We start from the raw sequence: 18,457 nt of genomic DNA, 5'->3' as shown, positions 1-18,457 counted from the left end.
GTCGGGATGACAGCGGTGGACGAGGCACAGGAGCGACCCGCCGGACGGACGCTCTTCGGGCATCCCGTCGGCCTGGCCAACCTGTTCGGGGTGGAACTGTGGGAGCGGTTCTCCTACTACGGGATGGTCACCATCCTGGGCTACTACCTGTACTACGAGGTGACCAAGGGCGGGTTGGGGCTGCCGCAGGCCACCGCGACCGGCATCGTCGGGGCCTACGGCGGGCTGGTGTATCTGTCCACTGTGCTCGGCGGCTGGGTCGCCGACCGGCTGCTGGGCATGGAGCGCACCGTGTTCTACGGCGGTGTGGTGGTGATGCTGGGGCACATCGCGCTGGCGCTGCTGCCCGGTCTCGCCGGGGTCGGGACCGGTCTGGTCCTGGTCGCACTCGGGTCGGGTGCGCTCAAGGCCAACGCCTCGTCGCTGCTCGGCACGCTGTACGCGAAGGGCGATCCGCGCGCCGACGGCGGGTTCACCCTCTTCTATCTGGGCATCAACCTCGGCGCGTTCATCGGCCCGCTCATCACCGGCCTCCTGCAGAACAGCCTCGGTTTCCACTACGGCTTCGGAGCCGCGGCGATCGGGATGGCCCTCGGGTTGATCCAGTACGTCGTCTTCCGCCGCAACCTGGGCACGCACGGACGTGACGTTCCGAACCCATTGCCACGCAGTAAGATCGGCGTCTTCGTCGGATTGTTCGTCGCGGCGGCGGCCGTCGTCGCGGTCGCCCTCGGCACCGGACTGGTGACGCTGGCGAATCTGTCCCAGGTCACCACGGTGGTGATCGTGGCTGCATCCATCCTGTACTTCGTGGTGATGCTGACCAGTAAGAAGGTCGAGCCCATCGAGAAGACCCGGGTCCGGGCCTTCATTCCGCTGTTCATCGCCAATGCGGTGTTCTGGTCGCTGTTCCAGCAGATCTTCACCGTGCTCGCGGTGTACTCCGACGAACGCATGAACTGGTCGATCTTCGGGTGGACCGCACCGTCGAGTTGGATCGGCTCCATCGAGCCGGTGTGGATCATCCTGCTCTCACCGGTGTTCGCGGTGATGTGGACCCGGTTGGGCACCCGCGCGCCGACCACCCCGCGCAAGTTCGCCTACGGCGTGATGGGGATGGGCCTGGCGTTCCTGTGTTTCCTGCCGATGGCAGGCACCACGGGCCGGACGGTCCCGGCGCTGTTCGTGGCCGGAGTCCTCGCCGTGTTCGCCGTGTCGGAGTTGCTGCTCTCGCCGATCGGCCTGTCGGTCACCACAAAGCTTGCGCCTGAGGCGTTCCGGGCGCAGATGATGGCGCTGTACTTCTTCTCCGTCGGGCTCGGCACCGCGATGTCCGGCGTGCTCGCGGGATACTACGATCCGGCACGCGAGTTCGCGTACTTCGGGATCCTGGGTGTCGTGGCGATCGCGATCGGAGCCGTCGTGTTCGCGGTCTCAGGACCGATCAGCCGACTGATGGAAGGTGTGCACTAGCGGTCAGCCGGCCAGGATCCGTTGCAGCGCAGCCGGTTCGATGTTGCCGCCCGACACGATCACGACCGTCCGGCCCGGCGGTGTCACGCGGCGGCGATACGCGGCCAGGCCCACCGCCCCGCTCGGCTCGGCCACCAGGTGTGCCCGGAACGTCAGTTCCCGCACGGCGTCGGCGATCTCGTCCTCGGTGACGGTGTACACGTCGTCGAGCACCTGCTGCAGGTGGGCGAAGGTGAGTTCGGAGGGCTGAGAGCGCAACCCGTCGGCGATCGTGCGGTTGCGTCGCTCGATGGGCCAGTCGACACGGTGGCCGAGTCGCAGCGCCTCGGCCGTGTCGGCGGCCAGTTCCGGTTCCACGCCGAACACCTTGGCGTGCGGGCAGAGTGCCTTGATCGCGGTGCCGATGCCCGACGCCAGTCCGCCGCCGCTGACCGGGACGAGCACGTTGTCGACGTCGGGCAGGTCCTCGGCGATCTCCAGCCCGATGGTGCCCTGGCCGGCGATGATGTCCGGGTGGTCGAACGGCGGCACCAGCACGCCGCCGGTGCGCTCGACCAGTTCGGCGGCGACCGCTTCGCGCCGGCCCGGCCCGCACAGCACCACCTCGGCACCGTGGCCGCGGGTCGCCTCGACCTTCACCGCCGGTGTCTCCTCCGGCATGACGATGTGCGCAGGGCAACCGAATCGGGCCGCGGCGAACGCGACCGCCTGGGCGTGGTTGCCGCTCGAGTAGGCCACCACACCACGGGCCCGCACGTCGGGATCGAGGCGGCCGATGGCGTGGAAGGCGCCGCGGACCTTGAACGCCCCCACGGACTGCAGGCTCTCGGGTTTGAGCCACAGTGGGCGGTCCGGATCGCCGGCCCAGCCGGCCGCCACCAGCGGGGTACGCAGGACGGCGTCACGGATCCGGTCGGCCGCGGCGCGGATGTCGTCGATGGTGACCAGTTGCACCCGCCCAGTGTGCCCTGTGACCCGGGTCAGGCGGTGCGGCGGGCGCTGAAGCCAGTCGGACCACGCGGTTAGGGTGAGCACGTGTCGACCGATCCTTCGCCACCGAGCTTCTCGTTGCCGATCGTCCCGCGCTACGCGGAGGTGGACCAGCAGGGCGTGGTGTTCAACGGTCACTACCTCACCTGGTTCGACGAAGCCTGTACCGGCTTCCTCGACCACCTCGACGCGACGGACTCCGCGTTGTTCGGGACGGGTCACGACCTACAGGTCGTGCACAGCGAGATCGACTACCTCGCGCCGGTCCGGTGGCGCGACCACGTCCGGGTCGCGGTGCGCTGTGATCGCATCGGGACGACGAGTTTCACGCTGGCCTTCACGGTGTTGCACAGCCGCCCGGGTCTGGCCGAGCAGCCCGCCGTGCAGGGCCGCACGGTCTATGTCGTGGTGGCGAAGGAGGATTGGGCCAAGCGGCCGGTGCCCGACGAACTGCGTGTCGCGCTGACGGGATCGGGCGCAGGCGCGCCGTCGTAGCGGTACCGTCGTCGAATGGGTGATGCCGGTTCGGATGACGGGCCACGGCGCGAGTTGCCGCCGGGGATGGTCGAACAACTCGAACTCGCCTACGCGGGCATGGTGTCCTTCGGTCAGCGGCCGGTGCTCACCGAGACCGGTCAACTCGACTCGTGGCAACCCGACGTGGCCATCGTCGGGGCGCCCTTCGACATCGGCACCACCAACCGGCCCGGTGCCCGGTTCGGCCCGCGCGCCATCCGCTCCACCGCCTACGAACCCGGCACCTACCATCTGGATCTCGGGCTGGAGATCTTCGACTGGCTCGAGGTGGTGGACTTCGGGGACGCGTACTGTCCGCACGGCCAGACCGAGGTGTCGCACAACAACATTCGGGAACGGGTGCACGCCGTCGCGTCCCGCGGGATCGTACCGGTGGTGCTCGGCGGCGACCATTCGATCACCTGGCCGGCGGCCACCGCGGTGGCCGACGTGCACGGCTACGGCAACGTCGGCATCGTGCACTTCGACGCCCACGCCGACACCGCCGACGACATCGAGGGCAACCTCGCGAGTCACGGCACGCCGATGCGCCGCCTGATCGAGTCCGGCGCGGTGCCGGGCACGCACTTCGTCCAGGTGGGCCTACGCGGCTACTGGCCGCCGCAGGACACCTTCGAGTGGATGCTCGAGCAGGGCATGACGTGGCACACCATGCAGGAGATCTGGGAACGGGGGTTCAAGGACGTCATGCGCACGGCGGTCGGCGAGGCACTGGCCAAGGCCGACAAGCTGTACGTGTCGGTCGACATCGACGTCCTGGACCCGGCACACGCGCCCGGCACAGGGACTCCTGAACCGGGCGGCATCACCAGTGCCGACCTGCTGCGGATGGTGCGGCAGCTCTGCCGCGAGCACGACGTGGCGGGTGTCGACGTGGTCGAGGTCGCGCCCGCCCACGACCATGCCGAACTCACCGTCAACGCGGCCCATCGGGTGGTCTTCGAGGCACTCGCCGGAATGGCGGCCCGCCGCCGTGACGCCGCCGGCGCGACGCCGGGCCCGCCGTCGAGGTGAACCGGTGGTGACCGTGCGTCCGGCGGTCGAATCCGACCTCGCCGCCATCGCCGGGATCTACGCCCACCACGTCCGCACCGGCGTCGCGACGTTCGAGCTGAAACCACCCGACAGCGCCGAATGGCGCCGTCGGCTGGAGGCGGTGCGCTCCGCCGGCCTGCCCTTCCTGGTGGCCACAGTTTACGGCGAGGTCATCGGCTACGCCTATTGCGCTCCGTGGAAACCGCGTCCGGCCTACCGGCACACCGTCGAGGACTCCGTCTACCTCGCGCCGGACGCGACCGGCCGCGGCGCCGGCGGCCTACTGCTCGACCAGCTCCTCGCCGGATGTGCCGACGCGGGTGTCCGCCAGGTGATCGCCGTCATCGCCGACGCCGACGCAGCGGCTTCGCTTGCACTGCACCGGAAGCGGGGCTTCGTCGAAGCCGGCAGGTTGGCCGCGGTGGGCTACAAGCACGGCCGATGGCTCGACACCCTGCTGCTGCAGCGCAGTCTCGACTAGCCCTTGGTCAGCGTGAACTGGCAGACGTCGGTGTAGCCCTCGCGGAACAGGTCGGCGCACCCGGTGAGGTACTTCATGTAGCGCTCGTAAACCTCTTCGGACTGGATGGCGATCGCCTCGTCCTTGCGGGACTCGAGTGCGGCCGACCAGATGTCCAGTGTGCGGGCGTAGTGCAGCCGCAGCGGCTGCACCAGCTTGACGTCGAAGCCGGCCTTGCGGGCCCGCTCCTCGACGGCGCTGACCTGCGGCAGGTCCCCACCCGGGAAGATCTCGTCCATGATGAACTTGAAGAACCGCAGCTTGTTCATCGTGATCGGCAACCCGCGCTCGGCGAATTCCTCGTTGCTCGGCTTGACGATGGTGTGCAGCATCATCACGCCGTCGGCGGGCAGCGCCTCGTAGGCCATCTTGAAGAACTCGTCGTAGCGGTCGCGGCCGAAGTGCTCGAACGCGCCGATGGAGACGATCCGGTCCACCGGCTCGTGGAACTGCTCCCAGCCCTGCAGCAGCACGCGCCGGTTCCTGGGGGTGTCGAGACCGTCGAGCACCTTCTGCACGTGGGCCTGCTGGTTCTTGCTCAGCGTCAGCCCGACGACGTTCACGTCGTAGCGCTCGATGGCGCGTTTGATGGTGGTGCCCCAGCCGCAGCCGACGTCGAGCAGCGTCATGCCGGGCTCCAGCCCGAGCTTGCCCAGCGAGAGGTCGATCTTCGCGAGCTGCGCCTCTTCCAGCGTCATGTCGTCGCGCTCGAAGTAGGCGCAGCTGTAGGTCTGGGTCGGGTCGAGGAACAGCCGGTAGAACTCGTCGGACAGGTCGTAATGGTGCTGGACGTCCTCGAAGTGCGGCTTCAGGTCCTGAGTCTCACTCGGTGTTTCTGGCAAGGTCCAACCTCTGAACGTATTGGTCTTCGTGATGTTGTCCGGCGCTCCACTTGTCTCGAGAGCCGCCCCCGTTGACAGCGCAGTCTACGCACAGCACCCGCGGCGACCTGCATCGGTGAGTCGTCACACTATCGTGGAGACACGTCAGAGCAGACCGTTCGCAAGGTGAAGGGGGAACTGACCATGACCGATCCCGCATTCGACCGCGACGCCGCCGAAGCCGACGTCGCTGAGCAGCTGATCTCGGTCGAGGTGAGCGAGGACGATCCCGATCTGGCAGAAGCGCGGACGGCGATCTCCAGGGACCACGACGGCAGCGAGGCCGATCTGCTGGATCAGGCCATCGCGGTCCCCCTCACCGACGACGAACCGGACTTCGACCGCTGACCGGCATCCCGGGCGCAGGTCGCGCCGTCCGGTCGGCCCTGTATGCGGTCACCGCCCTGACGGCGGTCTGCGGACTGCCCGTCGCCGGGGCATCGGCGGACCCCACGTCGCCGCTTACCGCCCTGGTGGACACCGCGGCGCAGCGGCTGGCGGTCGCCGAGCCGGTGGCCGCGAACAAGTGGCACACCGGTGGGCCGATCACCGACCCCGCCCGCGCGCAGCAGGTGCTCGACCAGGTCGCCGCCGACGCCGCCGGCCGGGGCATCGACGCCGAGCGGGTCCGCCGCATCTTCACCGACCAGATCGACGCCACCGAGGCGATCGAGTACAGCCGCTTCGTCCAGTGGAAGCTCGACCCAGTCGCCGCGCCCGCGCACAGCCCCGACCTGGCGGCGTCGCGCGCCACGATCGACGGCTTCAACCGCACGATGGTCGCCGAACTGGCCACGCACTGGACGTTGCTGCGCTCCCCGGACTGCGCCGCCCGGCTCAACGAGGCCAGGTCCGGAGTCGGGGAAGCCCGCGCGCTCGACGTGATGTACCGGCAGGCGCTCGACGCCGCCACCCGGTCGTACTGCGACCGCTGACGGCCTGGAGGCCGCTCAGCTCAGCGAGCGGGTGCCCGTGACGTCGTACTCGGCCACCGACGCGGACAGGATCGCCGCGCCCTGCTCGTCGCTCGGGCCGCTGCCGCGGAACGCCTCGACCGCGCCCTGCGACTCCCAGCGTTCGTAGACGTTCACCCGGCCCTCGTCGACCAGGTCCGCCGAGATGACGAAATCCAGGCAGCCCGGCGCGCCGCGCGCCTGGCGGACCACCTCGACGCAACCGGCCAGGTAGGCGTCGCGCTGCGCGGGCTGCACCGCCAGCTGTCCTGCCACGATGACCATGGGTCCTCCTGTGTTGTCGTTGCATGTGCTGACCACGCCGCCGCGGCCGACTCATCGGTGCCAGGATGATCTCCGACAACGAGGTCGACACGGCGAGGAGCGGGCAGATGCCGTCAGCGGAGAAGTCGATATTCATCACCGGCGCCGGTAGCGGGATGGGCAGGGAAGGCGCGAAGCTCTTCCACGGCAGGGGCTGGCGGGTGGCCGCGGTGGACCGCAACGAGGCCGGTCTGGACTCGCTGCGCGACGACCTGGGCGGTGACCGGCTCTGGACCGCTCGGGTGGACGTCACCGACCGGTCGTCCCTGGACGCGGCGCTGGCCGAGTTCTGCGGCGGCAATACCGGCGGCGGGCTCGACATGATGTGGAACAACGCCGGGATCGGCGAGTCCGGGTGGTTCGAGGACGTGCCCTACGACGCCGCGATGCGGGTGGTCGACGTCAACTTCAAGGCCGTCCTCACCGGCGCCTACGGCGCACTGCCGTATCTGCGGAGACGACCGGGCAGCCTGATGTTCTCGACGTCCTCGTCGTCGGCCACCTACGGCATGCCCCAGATCGCCGTCTACTCGGCGACCAAGCACGCGGTCAAGGGCCTGACCGAAGCCCTCAGCGTCGAGTGGCAGCGCCACGGTGTCCGGGTCGCCGACGTCCTGCCCGGGCTCATCGACACCGCGATCCTCACCGAGACCCCCAACCACTCCGCCGACGGCCGGACATCGACTTCGACGGACATCACGGCTGCGGCGCCGAAGAAGGGCCTGTTCCGGCTGATGCCGGCGTCCAGCGTCGCCGACGCGGCATGGGCGGCCTACCGGCATCCGCGGCGGTTGCACTGGTACGTGCCCGACAGCATCCGTTGGATCGACCGCCTGAAGGGCCTCAGCCCGGAATGGGTGCGCGGCCGGATCGTCAAGGAACTGCCCACGATCACCGAACGCTGAGTGTCGCGTGACCCTGCAGGCCCGGCTGTCCGCGGTGTTCGGGCTGCGCGGGCCGGACTCGTGGCGCAGACATGCCAACCCGTGGAGCGTCTACACCAGGATCCCCATCACCGTCGCGCTCGCGCTCGCGGTGTGGAGCCGGGTGTGGCTCGGCTTGTGGGCGCTCGTCCCCATCGCCGCCGTGGTGGTGTGGACGGCGGTCAACCCGCGGGTGTTCCCGGCGCCACGGACGTTCGACAGCTGGGCGTCGCGGGCGGTACTCGGCGAAACATACTGGGGCGAGCGAAAAGTCGGGCCGGTGCCGCGCAGGCACCGGACGGCGCCGCTGGTGCTCGGTGCGCTCAGCGCCGCCGGGGTGCCGTTCCTGGTGTGGGGGCTGGTGGTGTACGACCCGTGGCTGACGGCCTTCGGCGTCGCCGTCCAGACCGCAGGCAAGCTGTGGTTCATGGACCGGATGGCGCTGCTGTGCGACGACATGGCAGACACCGACCCCGACCGATGACGTCGCTCAGTTCTGCCGGGGCAGCAGCTCGGCGGCGAACCGGTCGACGAACGACGCGAGGTCACCGCCGCCCGTGGGCCGGATCACGAACTTGCTCAGCCCGGCCGCCACGTAGTCGTCGAGCTGGCGGTGCAGCTGCGGCCAGTCCGCGGCGATGAGCTCGGCGGGGTCGACGTCGGGCCTGCGCCTGCGCACCACCGCCGCCACGTCGTCGGGGATCGCGCCGTCGCACACCGCCAGGCTGATGCCGAAGTGGTCGGATTCGACCTCACGGCCGGCTTCGGCAGCGGCCCGCTCGATCTGTTCGCGGGCTCCGCGCGCCTCGGACGCGGTCACGAAGCTGCCCAGCCAGCCGTCGGCGAGCCGGCCGATGCGCCGGAAGGCCGCCGGGGCCGAGCCGCCCAGCCAGATGTCGAGCGGCGGGTCCGGTCGGGGCGCCACCGCCAGTGCGCGCACCTTGTAGTGCTCGCCGTGGAAGGCGCCGTCTCCTTCGAGCGCAGCGCGCAGCAGCCGCAGCGCCTCGTCGAACACCTCGGCCCGCTTGCCCTCGGGCACGACGAACAGGTCGCGCTCGGCGGGAATGGCCGACGTGAGGCCGAACACCGGCAGCACCCGCTTCGGCGCCACGGCCGCCAGCGACGCCAACTGCTTGGCGACGAGCACCGGGTGACGGCCGGGAAGGATGGCCACCGACGTGCCGACCTTGAGCCGTGTGGTCCGCCCCAACGCGTAGGCCATCCCGACGAACGGGTCGACGGCCGGGGTGTAGACGAGTTCGGAGAACCACAGGGAGTCGATCCCGACGGCCTCCAGGTGGTCGACGACGCCGGCGAGCCGGTCGGGGCCGGTGTCGGCACCCAGCCCGACGCCGAAGCGGATCTTCACAGCCACCTCGCCGATGCTACGGAGACGGCACTGGGTCGTCTGGCACGCTGACCTCAGAACCGTTGACGAAGCGACTGGGGGAAGTCATGCACGCTGCCGTGACCGTGACGATGTCCGCACCTGCCGACCGGATCTGGGAACTGGTCGCCGATGTCCGCAACACCGGCCGCTTCTCCCCCGAGGTGATGGAGGCCGAGTGGCTCGACGGGGCCACCGGCCCGGCACTGGGGGCACGCTTCCGCGGGCACGTCAAGCGCAACGAGATCGGCCCGGTGTACTGGACCGTCTGCCGCGTCACCGCGTGTGAACCGGGCCGCGAGTTCGGTTTCGAGGTGCTCATCGGCGACCGGCCGGTCAACAACTGGCACTACCGGTTCGACCCGGTCGACGGCGGCACCGACGTCACCGAGTCGTTCCGGATGACCGAGGGACTGCTGGCGACGGTGTTCGGCATCTTCGGCGGCCAGCTCCGCACCCGGCGCAACAAGCGCGACATGCGCAAGACGCTGGAACGGATCAAGGCCGTCGTCGAAGAGCCCGCCGGCTGACGCGATTAGCGGATGCGCTCACGGGTACCTGTGACCCTGTGAGCGAGCAGAACGACACCCCCGCAGACATCGACCGCAGGCCGTCCGGGGTCAGCGACGACACGATCGAAGCGGTCGGGTCGGTTTCTGAGGCTTTGGAATGGGTCGAACGGGCGCGCGGACATCTCTATGAGTTCCACCAGTTGATGGGGCGCGCGGACCTGCTGCTCGGCGAGGCGTGCGACAAGCTGCGCGACGCCGGGCACGACGAGGTGGCCGACCGGCTGGGCACCGACATGGTGGGCCGCAACGTGCTCTACGGCAGGTGGACGTTCCAGATCGTCGAGGACTTCGACGACAACTACTGGTCGGTGTTGCGAGACCACGAGCGCCGGGTCCGCGACGAACTCCAGCAGGGCATGCGGCACGTCTTCGAGGCCAGGATGAAGGAGGAGCGGCGCACCCACGGCAGATCCGGTCACGAGGGCCGTCCGCAGGACTAGGCTCGGTGCGGCACTCCTTCATCGAGCGGCGGACGATGTGAAACTGGGCGAAGCGCGGGTACCGGAGCGGGTGAACGGCGCGGCGCCACCGGACATCCCGCTGGCCGACGTCGACCTCGGCTCATGGGATTTCTGGTCCTACGACGACGATATTCGTGACGGCGCCTTCGCTACGCTGCGCCGCGAAGCACCGATCTCGTTCCATCCGTCCTTCATCCTGCAGAACGCCGACCCGATCGCCGGTCACTGGGCGTTCACCCGCCACGACGACGTGTTCCACGCGAGCAGGCACCCCGAGATCTTCAGTTCTGCGCGGGGCATCACCGTCGGCGACCAGTCGCCGGAACTCGCCGAGTACTTCGGTTCGATGATCGCGATGGACGACCCGCGTCATACCCGGCTGCGCAACATCGTGCGCAGCGCGTTCACCCCGCGGGTGCTCACCCTGATCGAGGACGCGGTGCGCGACCGTGCGCGCCGGCTGGTCGAAGAAATGGTCGCGGCCCATCCCGATGGCGAGGCCGATCTGGTCACCGCGTTCGCCGGTCCCCTGCCGCTGCAGATCATCTGCGACATGATGGGCATCCCGGAGACCGATCACCAGCGGGTCTTCCACTGGACCAACGTGATTCTCGGGTTCGGTGACCCCGACATCACCAATGACTTCGACGAGTTCGTCCGCGTGGCGATGGACATCGGCGCCTACGCCACCGCACTGGCCGACGACCGGCGCGGTCATCCTGGAGACGACCTGACCACCAGCCTGGTGCAGGCCGAGGTCGACGGCGAGCGGCTGACGTCGAGTGAGATCGCGTCGTTCTTCATCCTGTTGGTCGTCGCGGGCAACGAGACCACCCGCAACGCCATCAGTCACGGCGTTCTGGCGCTGAGCCGGTATCCCGAACAGCGCCGGATTTGGTGGGACGACTACGAATCGGTGGCGCCGACGGCGGTCGAGGAGGTGGTGCGGTGGGCATCGCCGGTGGCCTACATGCGGCGGACACTCACCCAGGACGTGGAGATGCGCGGTGTGCGCATGGCCGCCGGGGACAAGGTCACGCTCTGGTACGGCTCGGCCAACCGCGACGAGTCAAAGTTCGCCGACCCGTTCCTGTTCGACGTGCGCCGCCATCCCAACCCGCACGTCGGCTTCGGCGGTGGCGGCGCCCACTTCTGTCTTGGCGCCAATCTCGCGCGGCGTGAGATCACCGTCGCGTTCGAGGAGTTGCACCGTCAGGTCCCCGACCTCATCGCCATAGCCGAACCGGACCGCCTGCACTCGGCATTCATCCACGGCATCAAGCGGTTACCGGTGTCCTGGACGCCCAGCCGCTGACAGAGTTCGGCGAGTTCGGTCTGCGTCGGCCCGTCCGGGACGTCGGGGCGCCAGCCTGCGGCGAAGATCTCCCTGGCGCGCGGCTCCACCCGCGTCAGCGTCGCGGGCAGCGCGCGCATCGACTGATACGGCACGACCACGTCGCGCAGCCGCGGGTCGGCGTCGGCGGCGGCGGCGATCAGATCCGACGGCAGCGGGCTACCCAGATCGACGTCGCCGCTCCTCCAGCGGCGCACCCGGGCGGCGTCGCAGTGCCGGTGGTCCTCGAACCACGGCCTGATGTGCTCGGTGCACCAGCTATCGAAGTCGACTGTGGCGGAATCGATGTCATCACCGTGCCGGTCGATCGAGGCGGCCAGGCGCCGAGCCTGCAGCATCGCCAGGGCGACACCGCGCCCGGCCAGCGGCGTGGTGGTGCACACCGCGTCGCCCACCGAGACGAGGCCGGGCAGGACCGGACGGCCGGCGTCGTCGAGCTGGCCGCGATAGGCGTTGTACAGCCGGCCGCCCGCCAGTGCCGGTGAAATGGGTTGTGCACGTTCTTCGTCGATCCACTCTGCGAGTAGAGGGATGGCGCGCACCCCGCGTTCGAACACGGCGTCGTGGCGGAGCAGCCGCAGCCGCCGGTCGCCACCGTCGTGGGTGACGGTCACCGAGAACGTGCGGTCGTCGTGGACGAAGGCGATGGCGAAATGGGTCGGGAAGCTCAGCGACAGCCCGATCGGCGAGTTCGTCGGGCCGGGCGGGGCCCCGTCGCGCAGCCGGTACTGCCGGGTGACGTAGACGGCGCCGCAGTCCTCCCCCTCGGCGGGTGGGCGGATGCCTTCGGTGACGCGACTCGTCCGACCCGACGCGTCGATCACCACGTCGGCGGGCATTGGGCGACCGTCCACGACGGCCCCGGCGGCGCGGCCCGCGGGGCGCCACACGGTGTCGACGTGCCCGGTGCGCACCGTCACGGCCGGCTCGGCGACGGCGTGGCGGCGCAGTGCCCGCTCGAAGGTCGAGCGTCGGCATCGCAGTGCGGCCGGACGGCCGTCGGCGTCTCCGGGCACCGAGGCGCCGGCCGTCAGGAGGGTGGTGAGCACGTCCGGTGACTCGGCCGAGAGCGCCTCGACGACCTGGGGCCGGAAGGTGTGCGCGTGGTCGAACTGCATCACTCCGCGGCGGCGCCACGGTCCCGAGGCCGGCGGCCCGGGATCACGGTCGACGACCGTCACCTCATGGCCCCTTCGGGCCAGCGCCAGGGCGGTGAACAGACCGGTGGGCCCGGCCCCGATCACGAGGGCGTGCATGGCGCCTCCTATTGAGGTAACGTCTGGTGTAATGAATACACATAGAGTCACCTGAAATGGACGGTGCTGTCAAGCGCGGCTATCGCTCGGAGGTCCGCGCTGCCCAGGCCCGGGACACCCGCCGCGCCGTGATCGCCGCCGCTGAACGGCTCTTCGTCGAGCGTGGCTACGGGGCCACCCCCGTCGACGCCGTCGCCGCGGCGGCCGGGGTCAGCCGCAAGACCGTGTTCACCGCCGTCGGAGGCAAGCTCGACCTGCTCAGGACGGCGATCGAGTGGGCGGTCGCCGGGGACGACCTGCCAGTGGCCGTCGCCGACCGCGCCGGTCTGCGCGATGTGTTGAACCAGGCCGATCCCGTTGCGCTGCTGCGCGGGTGCGCGCGGGCGAGCGCACAGATCAACGGCCGGGTGGCCGCGCTGAGCCTGGTGCTCGACGGCGCGGCAGGGGTCGACCAGGAGGCGCGGGCACTCGTCGACGAGGGCCGCGCACATCGCCTGCAGGAGGCACGGACCATCGTCGAACGGCTGCGGACGCTCGGCGCGCTGACGGGACGCCTGGAACCCGACGAAGCGGTCGACGTCGTGTGGCTGGCGATCGATCCCGCCCTGTTCGACCGGCTGGTACGGCTTCGCGGCTGGGCGCCCGACCGGTTCGAGAGTTGGCTGGCCGACAGTCTTGTGGCAGCCCTGCTCGACCGTTGACGGTTTGCCGCACGGCGTCGCGGGCACCCCAGATCCGGAACGAACAGGACGGAGGACCATGCACGCCGAGAGTTTTCGCACACTGACAGAGTCGAAGGGCCCGTTCGCGTCGGTCTACTACGACGACTCGCACGACACCGAGGACGCAGCCGCACAGCGTGAGCTGAAGTGGCGCGCGATCCACGGTGAGCTCGAACAGCAGGGCGCGTCGCCCGACGTGATCGATGTGCTGCAGCGCGCCATCCTCGACACGCCGCCCGCCGTGGGCCGCAGCGGCAGAGGTCTGGTGGCCAGCGCCGACGGGGTGCTGCTCAACGAGCACCTGATCCGCCCGGTCGAGACACCGGCGGTGAGGGTGTCGACGCTGCCCTACGTGGTGCCCGTGGTGGAGCACGGGGCGCTGCACCCGACCTACGTCATCGTCGCGGTCGACCACGCAGGCGCCGACATCGCCGTGCACCGCGATCGGAAGGTGCAGTCGGACTCCGTCGACGGCGGTGGGTACCCGATCCACAAGGCGTCCGGCGCCGAGACGCCCGGATACGGGGACCCGCAGCGACGGAGCATGGAGGCCGGGCGCAAGAACCTGCGCGCGGTGGCCGAGCGGCTGGCCACTCTCGTCGACGAGCTGTCCCCCGACGTGGTCTTCGTGGTCGGTGAGGTGCAGTCCCGCTCCGACCTCACGCCGACCCTCGAGCAGCGGGTCGCCGACCGGATCGTCGAACTCGAGATCGGCGCCCGGCACAGCGGCTTCGACGATGCCGAGCTGCACCGTGCCATCGACCAGGAGTTCCTCAAGCGCCGCGTCGAGGTCATCGACCATGCGGCGCAGCAGTTCTCACAGGCCACCGGACAGCAGTCCGGCCTGGCCGTCGAAGGACTTGCGGGGGTGTGCGCCGCGCTGCGGGCCGGTGCGGTGGAGACCTTGATCATCGGCGATCTCGGCGACGTCACCGTCGTCGCCGGAGAGGAACTGCTCACCGTCGCACCGAACGAGAACGTGTTGTCCGAATTGGGCACCGCGCCGACCCAGACGCTGCGCGCGGACGAGGCACTGCCGATGGCGGCTATCAGCACCGGAGCGGCGCTGATCCGCACCGACGAACGGATCACACCGGACGACGGCGTCGGCGCGGTACTGCGCTACCCGCTGCCCTGATCCGTCAGTGCGGCGATCGGGCTCCGGCCGATCTGCGCGAGCAGGTCGGCCGGATTCTCGAAAACGGCACTGGCGCCGGAGTTCTCGAGTTCCTCCCTGGAAACCCCACCACTGAGCAGGCCGATCGCGGTCACCCCCGCACGTTCGCACGCCACGATGTCCCACACCGAGTCGCCCACGAACACCGCACGGTCGGCGTGGACGCCTGCCCGCTCGAGCGCCACCGCCACGATGTCGGGCTTGGGCTTCGCGGTCTCGACGTCCTCCGAGGACGTCACCGCGGACACCACATCCTCGCTGTCGAGGACGTCGCGCAGGATCTCCAGTTCGTCCTCGGGCGCCGACGTCGCCAGCACGACCTGCAGCCCGAGCGCTTCCACCTGGTCGAGCAGGTCGCGGGTGCCGGGCAGCATCCGCAGTAGCCCGGTGGTCTCCTTGTAGTACTTGGAATGCAATTCCTTCGCGCGCTTGCGCGTGTCGTCGTCCTCATCGCCGGCCAGGGACTCGAGCAGTGTCGACCCGTCCATGCCGATGCACCGGTGGATCCGCCACGCCTCCACCTCCACCCCGGCTTCGGTGAAGGCGCGAATCCACGCGTGGACGTGCAGGTAGTTGGAATCGATCAGCGTGCCGTCGATGTCGAAGAGCACCGCAGGCGCGTTGCCTCCCGCCGTCACCGGGGACGGTGTTCCGCGGGAGCGCGGCCCTGGTCGGGCTGCGCGAACCGGTCCCCGTGGGTGGGCCCGTCATGGTGCGGGCCCGCGGTCGTCGGATCCGCCTGGTTCCAGGTGTCGGGCTGCTTCTCGCCGGCCGGGGCGTCGGGCTGCATGTCCTCGGCCTTGGGGGTGTGCGGGTCGAGCGCGTCGGCGTGTTCGCGGCGGGCGTCGAGCTCCTCGCGTGACGTCGTCACAGCATCGCGGTGCGACGAGGCGACGTCGCGCAGACGGGCGGCTTCCGCGGCCTTGGCCTCGGCTTCGGCGGCGGCCGCACGGGCCTTCGCCTCGGCCTCGTCGGCGACGATGGCGCGCTTCTCCACGCGCTGGCTCTTCTCCGCGACCTCCTCGCGGATCTGTTCCGCCTGCAGATGCCGCCGTTTGTGACTTTGCTTGCGGGCCAGGACCGCGAGCAGCGCGATGATCGCCACGGCGACCACCACGGCGACGACGATCCAGATGACGGTGTTGGTGGCCACCACGGGCTCCTTCGTTCGGTGCGGGCGTGGTCACCAGTTTTGACGATCCCGCTATTTCGCCGGAATGCCCTCCGCGGGGGCTGACTAAACCGGCGCGGCCGTCAGGAGACGATCAGAGAGCCCGTCATGTTCGGGTGGTAGGTGCAGAAGAACTCGTAGGTTCCCGGCTCGGTCGGCGCGGTCAAGGTCGCCTTCTGGTTGCCGTCGACATGCACGTCGAACAGGGCCGGCGTGCGGGAGGTCACCGAGTGCTCGGCCCGGTCGGTGTTCGCCACGGAGATCAGCGCACCGGGCGGGACGGTGATCGGGTCGCCGAACTCCATGCTGCTGATGGTGATCGTCGGCGCGGTGCCTGCGCTGGCCTCGCTGGTCGCCGTCGCACTCGCCGTTCCCGGGTCGCGTTCCGCGGTGGAGGTGTTGCTAGGGCTCTCGGACTGCCCGCACGCCGCGGTCAGTGCAATCAGGCACCCGATCAGCAGGATCTTGATGGTCTTCATCTTCATGGTCCGCCCCTCACTCGTGGGCACTGATTGTCCTCGTCGTGGAGGGAGCCCGGGCGGATTCGGCCGATCAGCCCCGTGCGCCGAGCGCGTCGAGCATCCCCGCCGCGGCCCGCGGCCAGGTGAACTGCTCGGCGCGTCGCCGGGCGTTGGTGCGGCGCAACGGTTCCGGTGTGTCGATCACCGAGGAGACCGCGGCGGCGATGGCATCCGGGTCGTTGTCGGCGGTGGCGCCACTGTCGGAGGTGAGGATTTCGGCGAGTGCGGAGGTGCGCGACACCACGGCGGGGGTTCCGCACGCCAGCGCCTCGAGTGCGGCGAGCCCGAACGTCTCGTGCGGTCCGGGCGCCAGCGCGACGTCGGCGGAGGCCAGGATCGCGGCGACGGTGTCGCGGCAGCCGATGTAGCCGGTGAAGGCGACCGGTAGCCGCGCGGCCTGGCGTTCGAGCCGCGCCCGCATCGGTCCCTCCCCCACGACGACCAGCCTGGCGTCCACGCCGGAACTCCGCAGCGACGCGACAGTGTCGATGCTGCGGTGGGCGTGCTTCTCCACCGACAGGCGCCCGCAGTGCACCAGCAGAGTCTGCTGCGGATCCGCCCACTGCCGGCGGACCTGCAGCGATCTGCGGCTCGGGTGGAACTGGTCGAGATCGACGCCAAGGGGAACCGTGACGACATTGCGGGCGTCGATGCGGTCGAACTCTTTGCGCGCGAACGCCGTCGTGCACACCACCGCGTCGTAGCTCGCGGCCGTCCGGCGGTTGGCGATGTTCGCGACGGCGCGGGCCATCGGGCCGGGCAACAGCTGGCCGACGAGCCGGTCGAGCCGTTCGTGGGAGATCATCACGCTGGCGACGTTGTTGCGCCTGCCCCACCCGCCGAGCGAGCGCAGTGTGAGCCGGTCGGACACCTCGATCGCATCGGGCTCCAGTTCGCGAAGCAGGGCGGTGACAGGACCGGGGAGCACCGCCCGATAGCCGCCGGTGAACGGGATCAGCCGCGCGGGCAGCGATATCCGGGTGACGCCCGACGGCAGCGTGTGCTGTTCGGGATGGCGTCCGGGCACGACGAGATACACCTCGTGGCCCGCGGCGCTGTACTCCGCGCCGAGCCTGTCTATCGCGGTGCGCAGCCCGCCCGACCGCGGACCGTAGAAGTTCGCCACCTGCACAACCCGCATGGCACCGATGGAAACCGCAGCGCATGTGCGGTCAACAACGGCGCCGCAACCGGTGTCTTAACGACCCGTGAACCTCGGCACTCGGCGCCAGGGGCGCAGGCTCAATCCACGTAGCGGGTGAACCAGTCCTGCACCCTGCTCCAGGCATCCGCTGCGGCCGCGGGGTTGTAGCGGTCACCGGTGTCGTTGAAGAAAGCGTGGTTGGCATCGGGTTCGGTGACGAGCTCGAACACCAGCCCGGCCTTCTCGAGGGCGGCGCGGGCAACCGGTTCCGTCGCGTTGACCCGCTGATCCTGCGCGGCGTAAAGGCCCAGCACCGCAACGTCTTTGGAGCCTGCGAAATCGGGTTTGTCCGGCGTCGGCCCGTAGAACGGCACCGCCGCGGCGAGTCGGGGTTCGCCCGCGGCCAGCAGCCGCCACACCATGCCACCGCCCAAGCAGAAGCCGACGGCGGCCAGCTTCTCACCCGGCACCCGGCGGGCGAGCTCGTCGAGTCCGGATCTGAGGTCGGCGACGGCCTCGGCCGGCGGCAGCTTGCTCAACGCGGCCGTCGCCTCGGCGGGATCGGCGAACTTTCCGGTGCCGCCCTGCCCGGACAGCAGGTCGATCGCCAGCGCAGAGTAGCCGATGCCGGCGAAGCGTCCCGCCACCGAGCGGATGTAGTCGTTGAGGCCCTTGTTCTCGTGGATCACCAGCACGGCGCCGCGGGCAGCGGGCGCCTCGGCCCACGCCGCCTGCAACTCGCCGCGCGGCCCCGCCCAGGTCACCGGCGTGGTGGGTACGGCGGTGTCGGCTCCCGGAGGTGGCGCACTGGCGGTCACCGCTCCGCTCGAGGTGACCGGGGCCTCGGCCGTCGGCTCCTTGTTCTCGCTGCACGCGGCGATCAGCGAGGTCGCCGCGGCGGTGCTCAGGCCGAGCAATCCGAGCCTGCGCACGGCTTCACGCCTGGACAGCAGGCCGTCGACGTGGTCGGTGGCGATTTCCTCGGCGATGTAGCGCTGCAGTGGAGTCACCCTGGCGAGTATGCGCCTGTGATGCCGGCGGCGGCAGTGAGACCCG

General features: G+C 69.9%; 23 protein-coding genes. 13 read left to right on the top strand and 10 right to left on the bottom strand.

The genetic code is table 11. The features are described 5' to 3' along the window. The first annotated feature begins 6 nt into the window (after nt 1–6). Complete coding sequence (locus O6P37_RS19590) at nt 7–1,473, top strand: peptide MFS transporter (RefSeq protein WP_269895627.1); 1,467 nt, start codon at nt 7–9, stop codon at nt 1,471–1,473. 3 nt (nt 1,474–1,476) lie between these two features. On the opposite strand, the gene O6P37_RS19585 is transcribed toward O6P37_RS19590, so the two are convergent. Further along, nucleotides 1,477–2,427, bottom strand: a complete 951-nt coding sequence (locus O6P37_RS19585; RefSeq protein WP_269895626.1) for a threonine ammonia-lyase — start codon at nt 2,425–2,427, stop codon at nt 1,477–1,479. An 81-nt stretch (nt 2,428–2,508) separates the two neighbouring features. Between O6P37_RS19585 and O6P37_RS19580 the strand changes: the two genes are divergently transcribed. The 3 genes from O6P37_RS19580 to O6P37_RS19570 all read left to right on the top strand — a co-directional run bounded on the left by O6P37_RS19580 (nt 2,509) and on the right by O6P37_RS19570 (nt 4,516). Beyond that, complete coding sequence (locus tag O6P37_RS19580; protein WP_269895625.1) at nt 2,509–2,958, top strand: acyl-CoA thioesterase; 450 nt, start codon at nt 2,509–2,511, stop codon at nt 2,956–2,958. A gap of 66 nt (nt 2,959–3,024) precedes the next feature. Further along, complete coding sequence (gene speB / locus O6P37_RS19575; protein WP_269895678.1) at nt 3,025–4,014, top strand: agmatinase; 990 nt, start codon at nt 3,025–3,027, stop codon at nt 4,012–4,014. A gap of 7 nt (nt 4,015–4,021) precedes the next feature. Beyond that, nucleotides 4,022–4,516 (top strand): GNAT family N-acetyltransferase, encoded by a 495-nt coding sequence (locus O6P37_RS19570; protein WP_269895624.1) that lies wholly within the window; start codon nt 4,022–4,024, stop codon nt 4,514–4,516. On the opposite strand, the gene O6P37_RS19565 is transcribed toward O6P37_RS19570, so the two are convergent. Beyond that, nucleotides 4,513–5,397: a cyclopropane mycolic acid synthase family methyltransferase gene (locus O6P37_RS19565; RefSeq protein WP_269895623.1), complete on the bottom strand. Its 885-nt coding sequence runs from the start codon at nt 5,395–5,397 to the stop codon at nt 4,513–4,515. The genes O6P37_RS19570 and O6P37_RS19565 overlap by 4 nt on opposite strands. Nucleotides 5,398–5,580: 183 nt before the next feature. On the opposite strand from O6P37_RS19565, the gene O6P37_RS19560 reads away from it, so the two are divergent. Next, on the top strand, nt 5,581–5,784 hold the full coding sequence (locus O6P37_RS19560) for a hypothetical protein (RefSeq protein WP_269895622.1): 204 nt from the start codon (nt 5,581–5,583) through the stop codon (nt 5,782–5,784). Nucleotides 5,785–5,822: 38 nt separating this feature from the next. Continuing rightward, nucleotides 5,823–6,371: a chorismate mutase gene (locus O6P37_RS19555; protein ID WP_269895677.1), complete on the top strand. Its 549-nt coding sequence runs from the start codon at nt 5,823–5,825 to the stop codon at nt 6,369–6,371. Nucleotides 6,372–6,386: 15 nt separating this feature from the next. Here O6P37_RS19555 and O6P37_RS19550 read toward each other — a convergent pair whose 3' ends face one another. Next, a complete protein-coding gene (locus tag O6P37_RS19550; protein WP_269895621.1) occupies nt 6,387–6,674 on the bottom strand; it encodes a putative quinol monooxygenase in 288 nt (95 codons plus the stop codon). A 107-nt stretch (nt 6,675–6,781) separates the two neighbouring features. On the opposite strand from O6P37_RS19550, the gene O6P37_RS19545 reads away from it, so the two are divergent. Next, on the top strand, nt 6,782–7,618 hold the full coding sequence (locus O6P37_RS19545; protein WP_269895620.1) for an SDR family oxidoreductase: 837 nt from the start codon (nt 6,782–6,784) through the stop codon (nt 7,616–7,618). Nucleotides 7,619–7,625: 7 nt separating this feature from the next. Continuing rightward, nucleotides 7,626–8,120 (top strand): DUF6653 family protein, encoded by a 495-nt coding sequence (locus O6P37_RS19540; protein ID WP_269895619.1) that lies wholly within the window; start codon nt 7,626–7,628, stop codon nt 8,118–8,120. Between the two features lie 6 nt (nt 8,121–8,126). Here O6P37_RS19540 and O6P37_RS19535 read toward each other — a convergent pair whose 3' ends face one another. Then, nucleotides 8,127–9,005 (bottom strand): TIGR03854 family LLM class F420-dependent oxidoreductase, encoded by an 879-nt coding sequence (locus tag O6P37_RS19535; protein ID WP_269895676.1) that lies wholly within the window; start codon nt 9,003–9,005, stop codon nt 8,127–8,129. An 86-nt stretch (nt 9,006–9,091) separates the two neighbouring features. Between O6P37_RS19535 and O6P37_RS19530 the strand changes: the two genes are divergently transcribed. From O6P37_RS19530 to O6P37_RS19520, 3 genes are read left to right on the top strand one after another with little or no spacing between them, the layout of a single operon-like run. Next, the gene (locus O6P37_RS19530; protein WP_269895618.1) at nt 9,092–9,553 is read left to right on the top strand and encodes an SRPBCC family protein; all 462 of its coding nucleotides are present in this window, start codon (nt 9,092–9,094) and stop codon (nt 9,551–9,553) included. 38 nt (nt 9,554–9,591) lie between these two features. Continuing rightward, a complete protein-coding gene (locus O6P37_RS19525; RefSeq protein ID WP_269895617.1) occupies nt 9,592–10,035 on the top strand; it encodes a hypothetical protein in 444 nt (147 codons plus the stop codon). Nucleotides 10,036–10,072: 37 nt separating this feature from the next. Continuing rightward, nucleotides 10,073–11,371, top strand: coding sequence for a cytochrome P450 (locus O6P37_RS19520; protein ID WP_408633207.1), 1,299 nt, complete (start codon nt 10,073–10,075; stop codon nt 11,369–11,371). Here O6P37_RS19520 and O6P37_RS19515 read toward each other — a convergent pair. After that, a complete protein-coding gene (locus tag O6P37_RS19515) occupies nt 11,269–12,666 on the bottom strand; it encodes an FAD-dependent oxidoreductase (protein WP_269895616.1) in 1,398 nt (465 codons plus the stop codon). The genes O6P37_RS19520 and O6P37_RS19515 overlap by 103 nt on opposite strands. 56 nt (nt 12,667–12,722) lie before the next feature. On the opposite strand from O6P37_RS19515, the gene O6P37_RS19510 reads away from it, so the two are divergent. Together O6P37_RS19510 and O6P37_RS19505 are read left to right on the top strand one after the other, a co-directional pair. Then, nucleotides 12,723–13,367 carry a TetR family transcriptional regulator gene (locus tag O6P37_RS19510; protein ID WP_269895615.1) on the top strand — a complete coding sequence of 215 codons (645 nt, stop codon included), beginning with the start codon at nt 12,723–12,725 and terminating at the stop codon, nt 13,365–13,367. Nucleotides 13,368–13,425: 58 nt separating this feature from the next. Continuing rightward, nucleotides 13,426–14,526, top strand: a complete 1,101-nt coding sequence (locus O6P37_RS19505) for an Rv2629 family ribosome hibernation factor (protein WP_269895614.1) — start codon at nt 13,426–13,428, stop codon at nt 14,524–14,526. Here the strand turns inward: O6P37_RS19505 and O6P37_RS19500 are convergent. The 5 genes from O6P37_RS19500 to O6P37_RS19480 all read right to left on the bottom strand — a co-directional run bounded on the left by O6P37_RS19500 (nt 14,511) and on the right by O6P37_RS19480 (nt 18,411). After that, nucleotides 14,511–15,203, bottom strand: a complete 693-nt coding sequence (locus tag O6P37_RS19500; RefSeq protein ID WP_269895613.1) for an HAD family hydrolase — start codon at nt 15,201–15,203, stop codon at nt 14,511–14,513. The genes O6P37_RS19505 and O6P37_RS19500 overlap by 16 nt on opposite strands. Further along, the gene (locus tag O6P37_RS19495) at nt 15,200–15,718 is read right to left on the bottom strand and encodes a hypothetical protein (RefSeq protein WP_269895612.1); all 519 of its coding nucleotides are present in this window, start codon (nt 15,716–15,718) and stop codon (nt 15,200–15,202) included. The genes O6P37_RS19500 and O6P37_RS19495 overlap by 4 nt, the downstream gene beginning before the upstream one ends. A 101-nt stretch (nt 15,719–15,819) precedes the next feature. Continuing rightward, the gene (locus tag O6P37_RS19490) at nt 15,820–16,221 is read right to left on the bottom strand and encodes a cupredoxin domain-containing protein (RefSeq protein ID WP_269895611.1); all 402 of its coding nucleotides are present in this window, start codon (nt 16,219–16,221) and stop codon (nt 15,820–15,822) included. Between the two features lie 67 nt (nt 16,222–16,288). Continuing rightward, the gene (locus O6P37_RS19485) at nt 16,289–17,398 is read right to left on the bottom strand and encodes a glycosyltransferase (protein WP_269895610.1); all 1,110 of its coding nucleotides are present in this window, start codon (nt 17,396–17,398) and stop codon (nt 16,289–16,291) included. A gap of 101 nt (nt 17,399–17,499) precedes the next feature. After that, complete coding sequence (locus O6P37_RS19480) at nt 17,500–18,411, bottom strand: dienelactone hydrolase family protein (protein WP_269895609.1); 912 nt, start codon at nt 18,409–18,411, stop codon at nt 17,500–17,502. Between the last annotated feature and the right edge of the window lie 46 nt (nt 18,412–18,457).

Source organism: Mycobacterium hippophais (assembly GCF_027529605.1).
Taxonomy (GTDB): Bacteria; Actinomycetota; Actinomycetes; order Mycobacteriales; family Mycobacteriaceae; genus Mycobacterium; species Mycobacterium arseniciresistens.
This window is presented reverse-complemented; position numbering and strand designations above follow the sequence as displayed.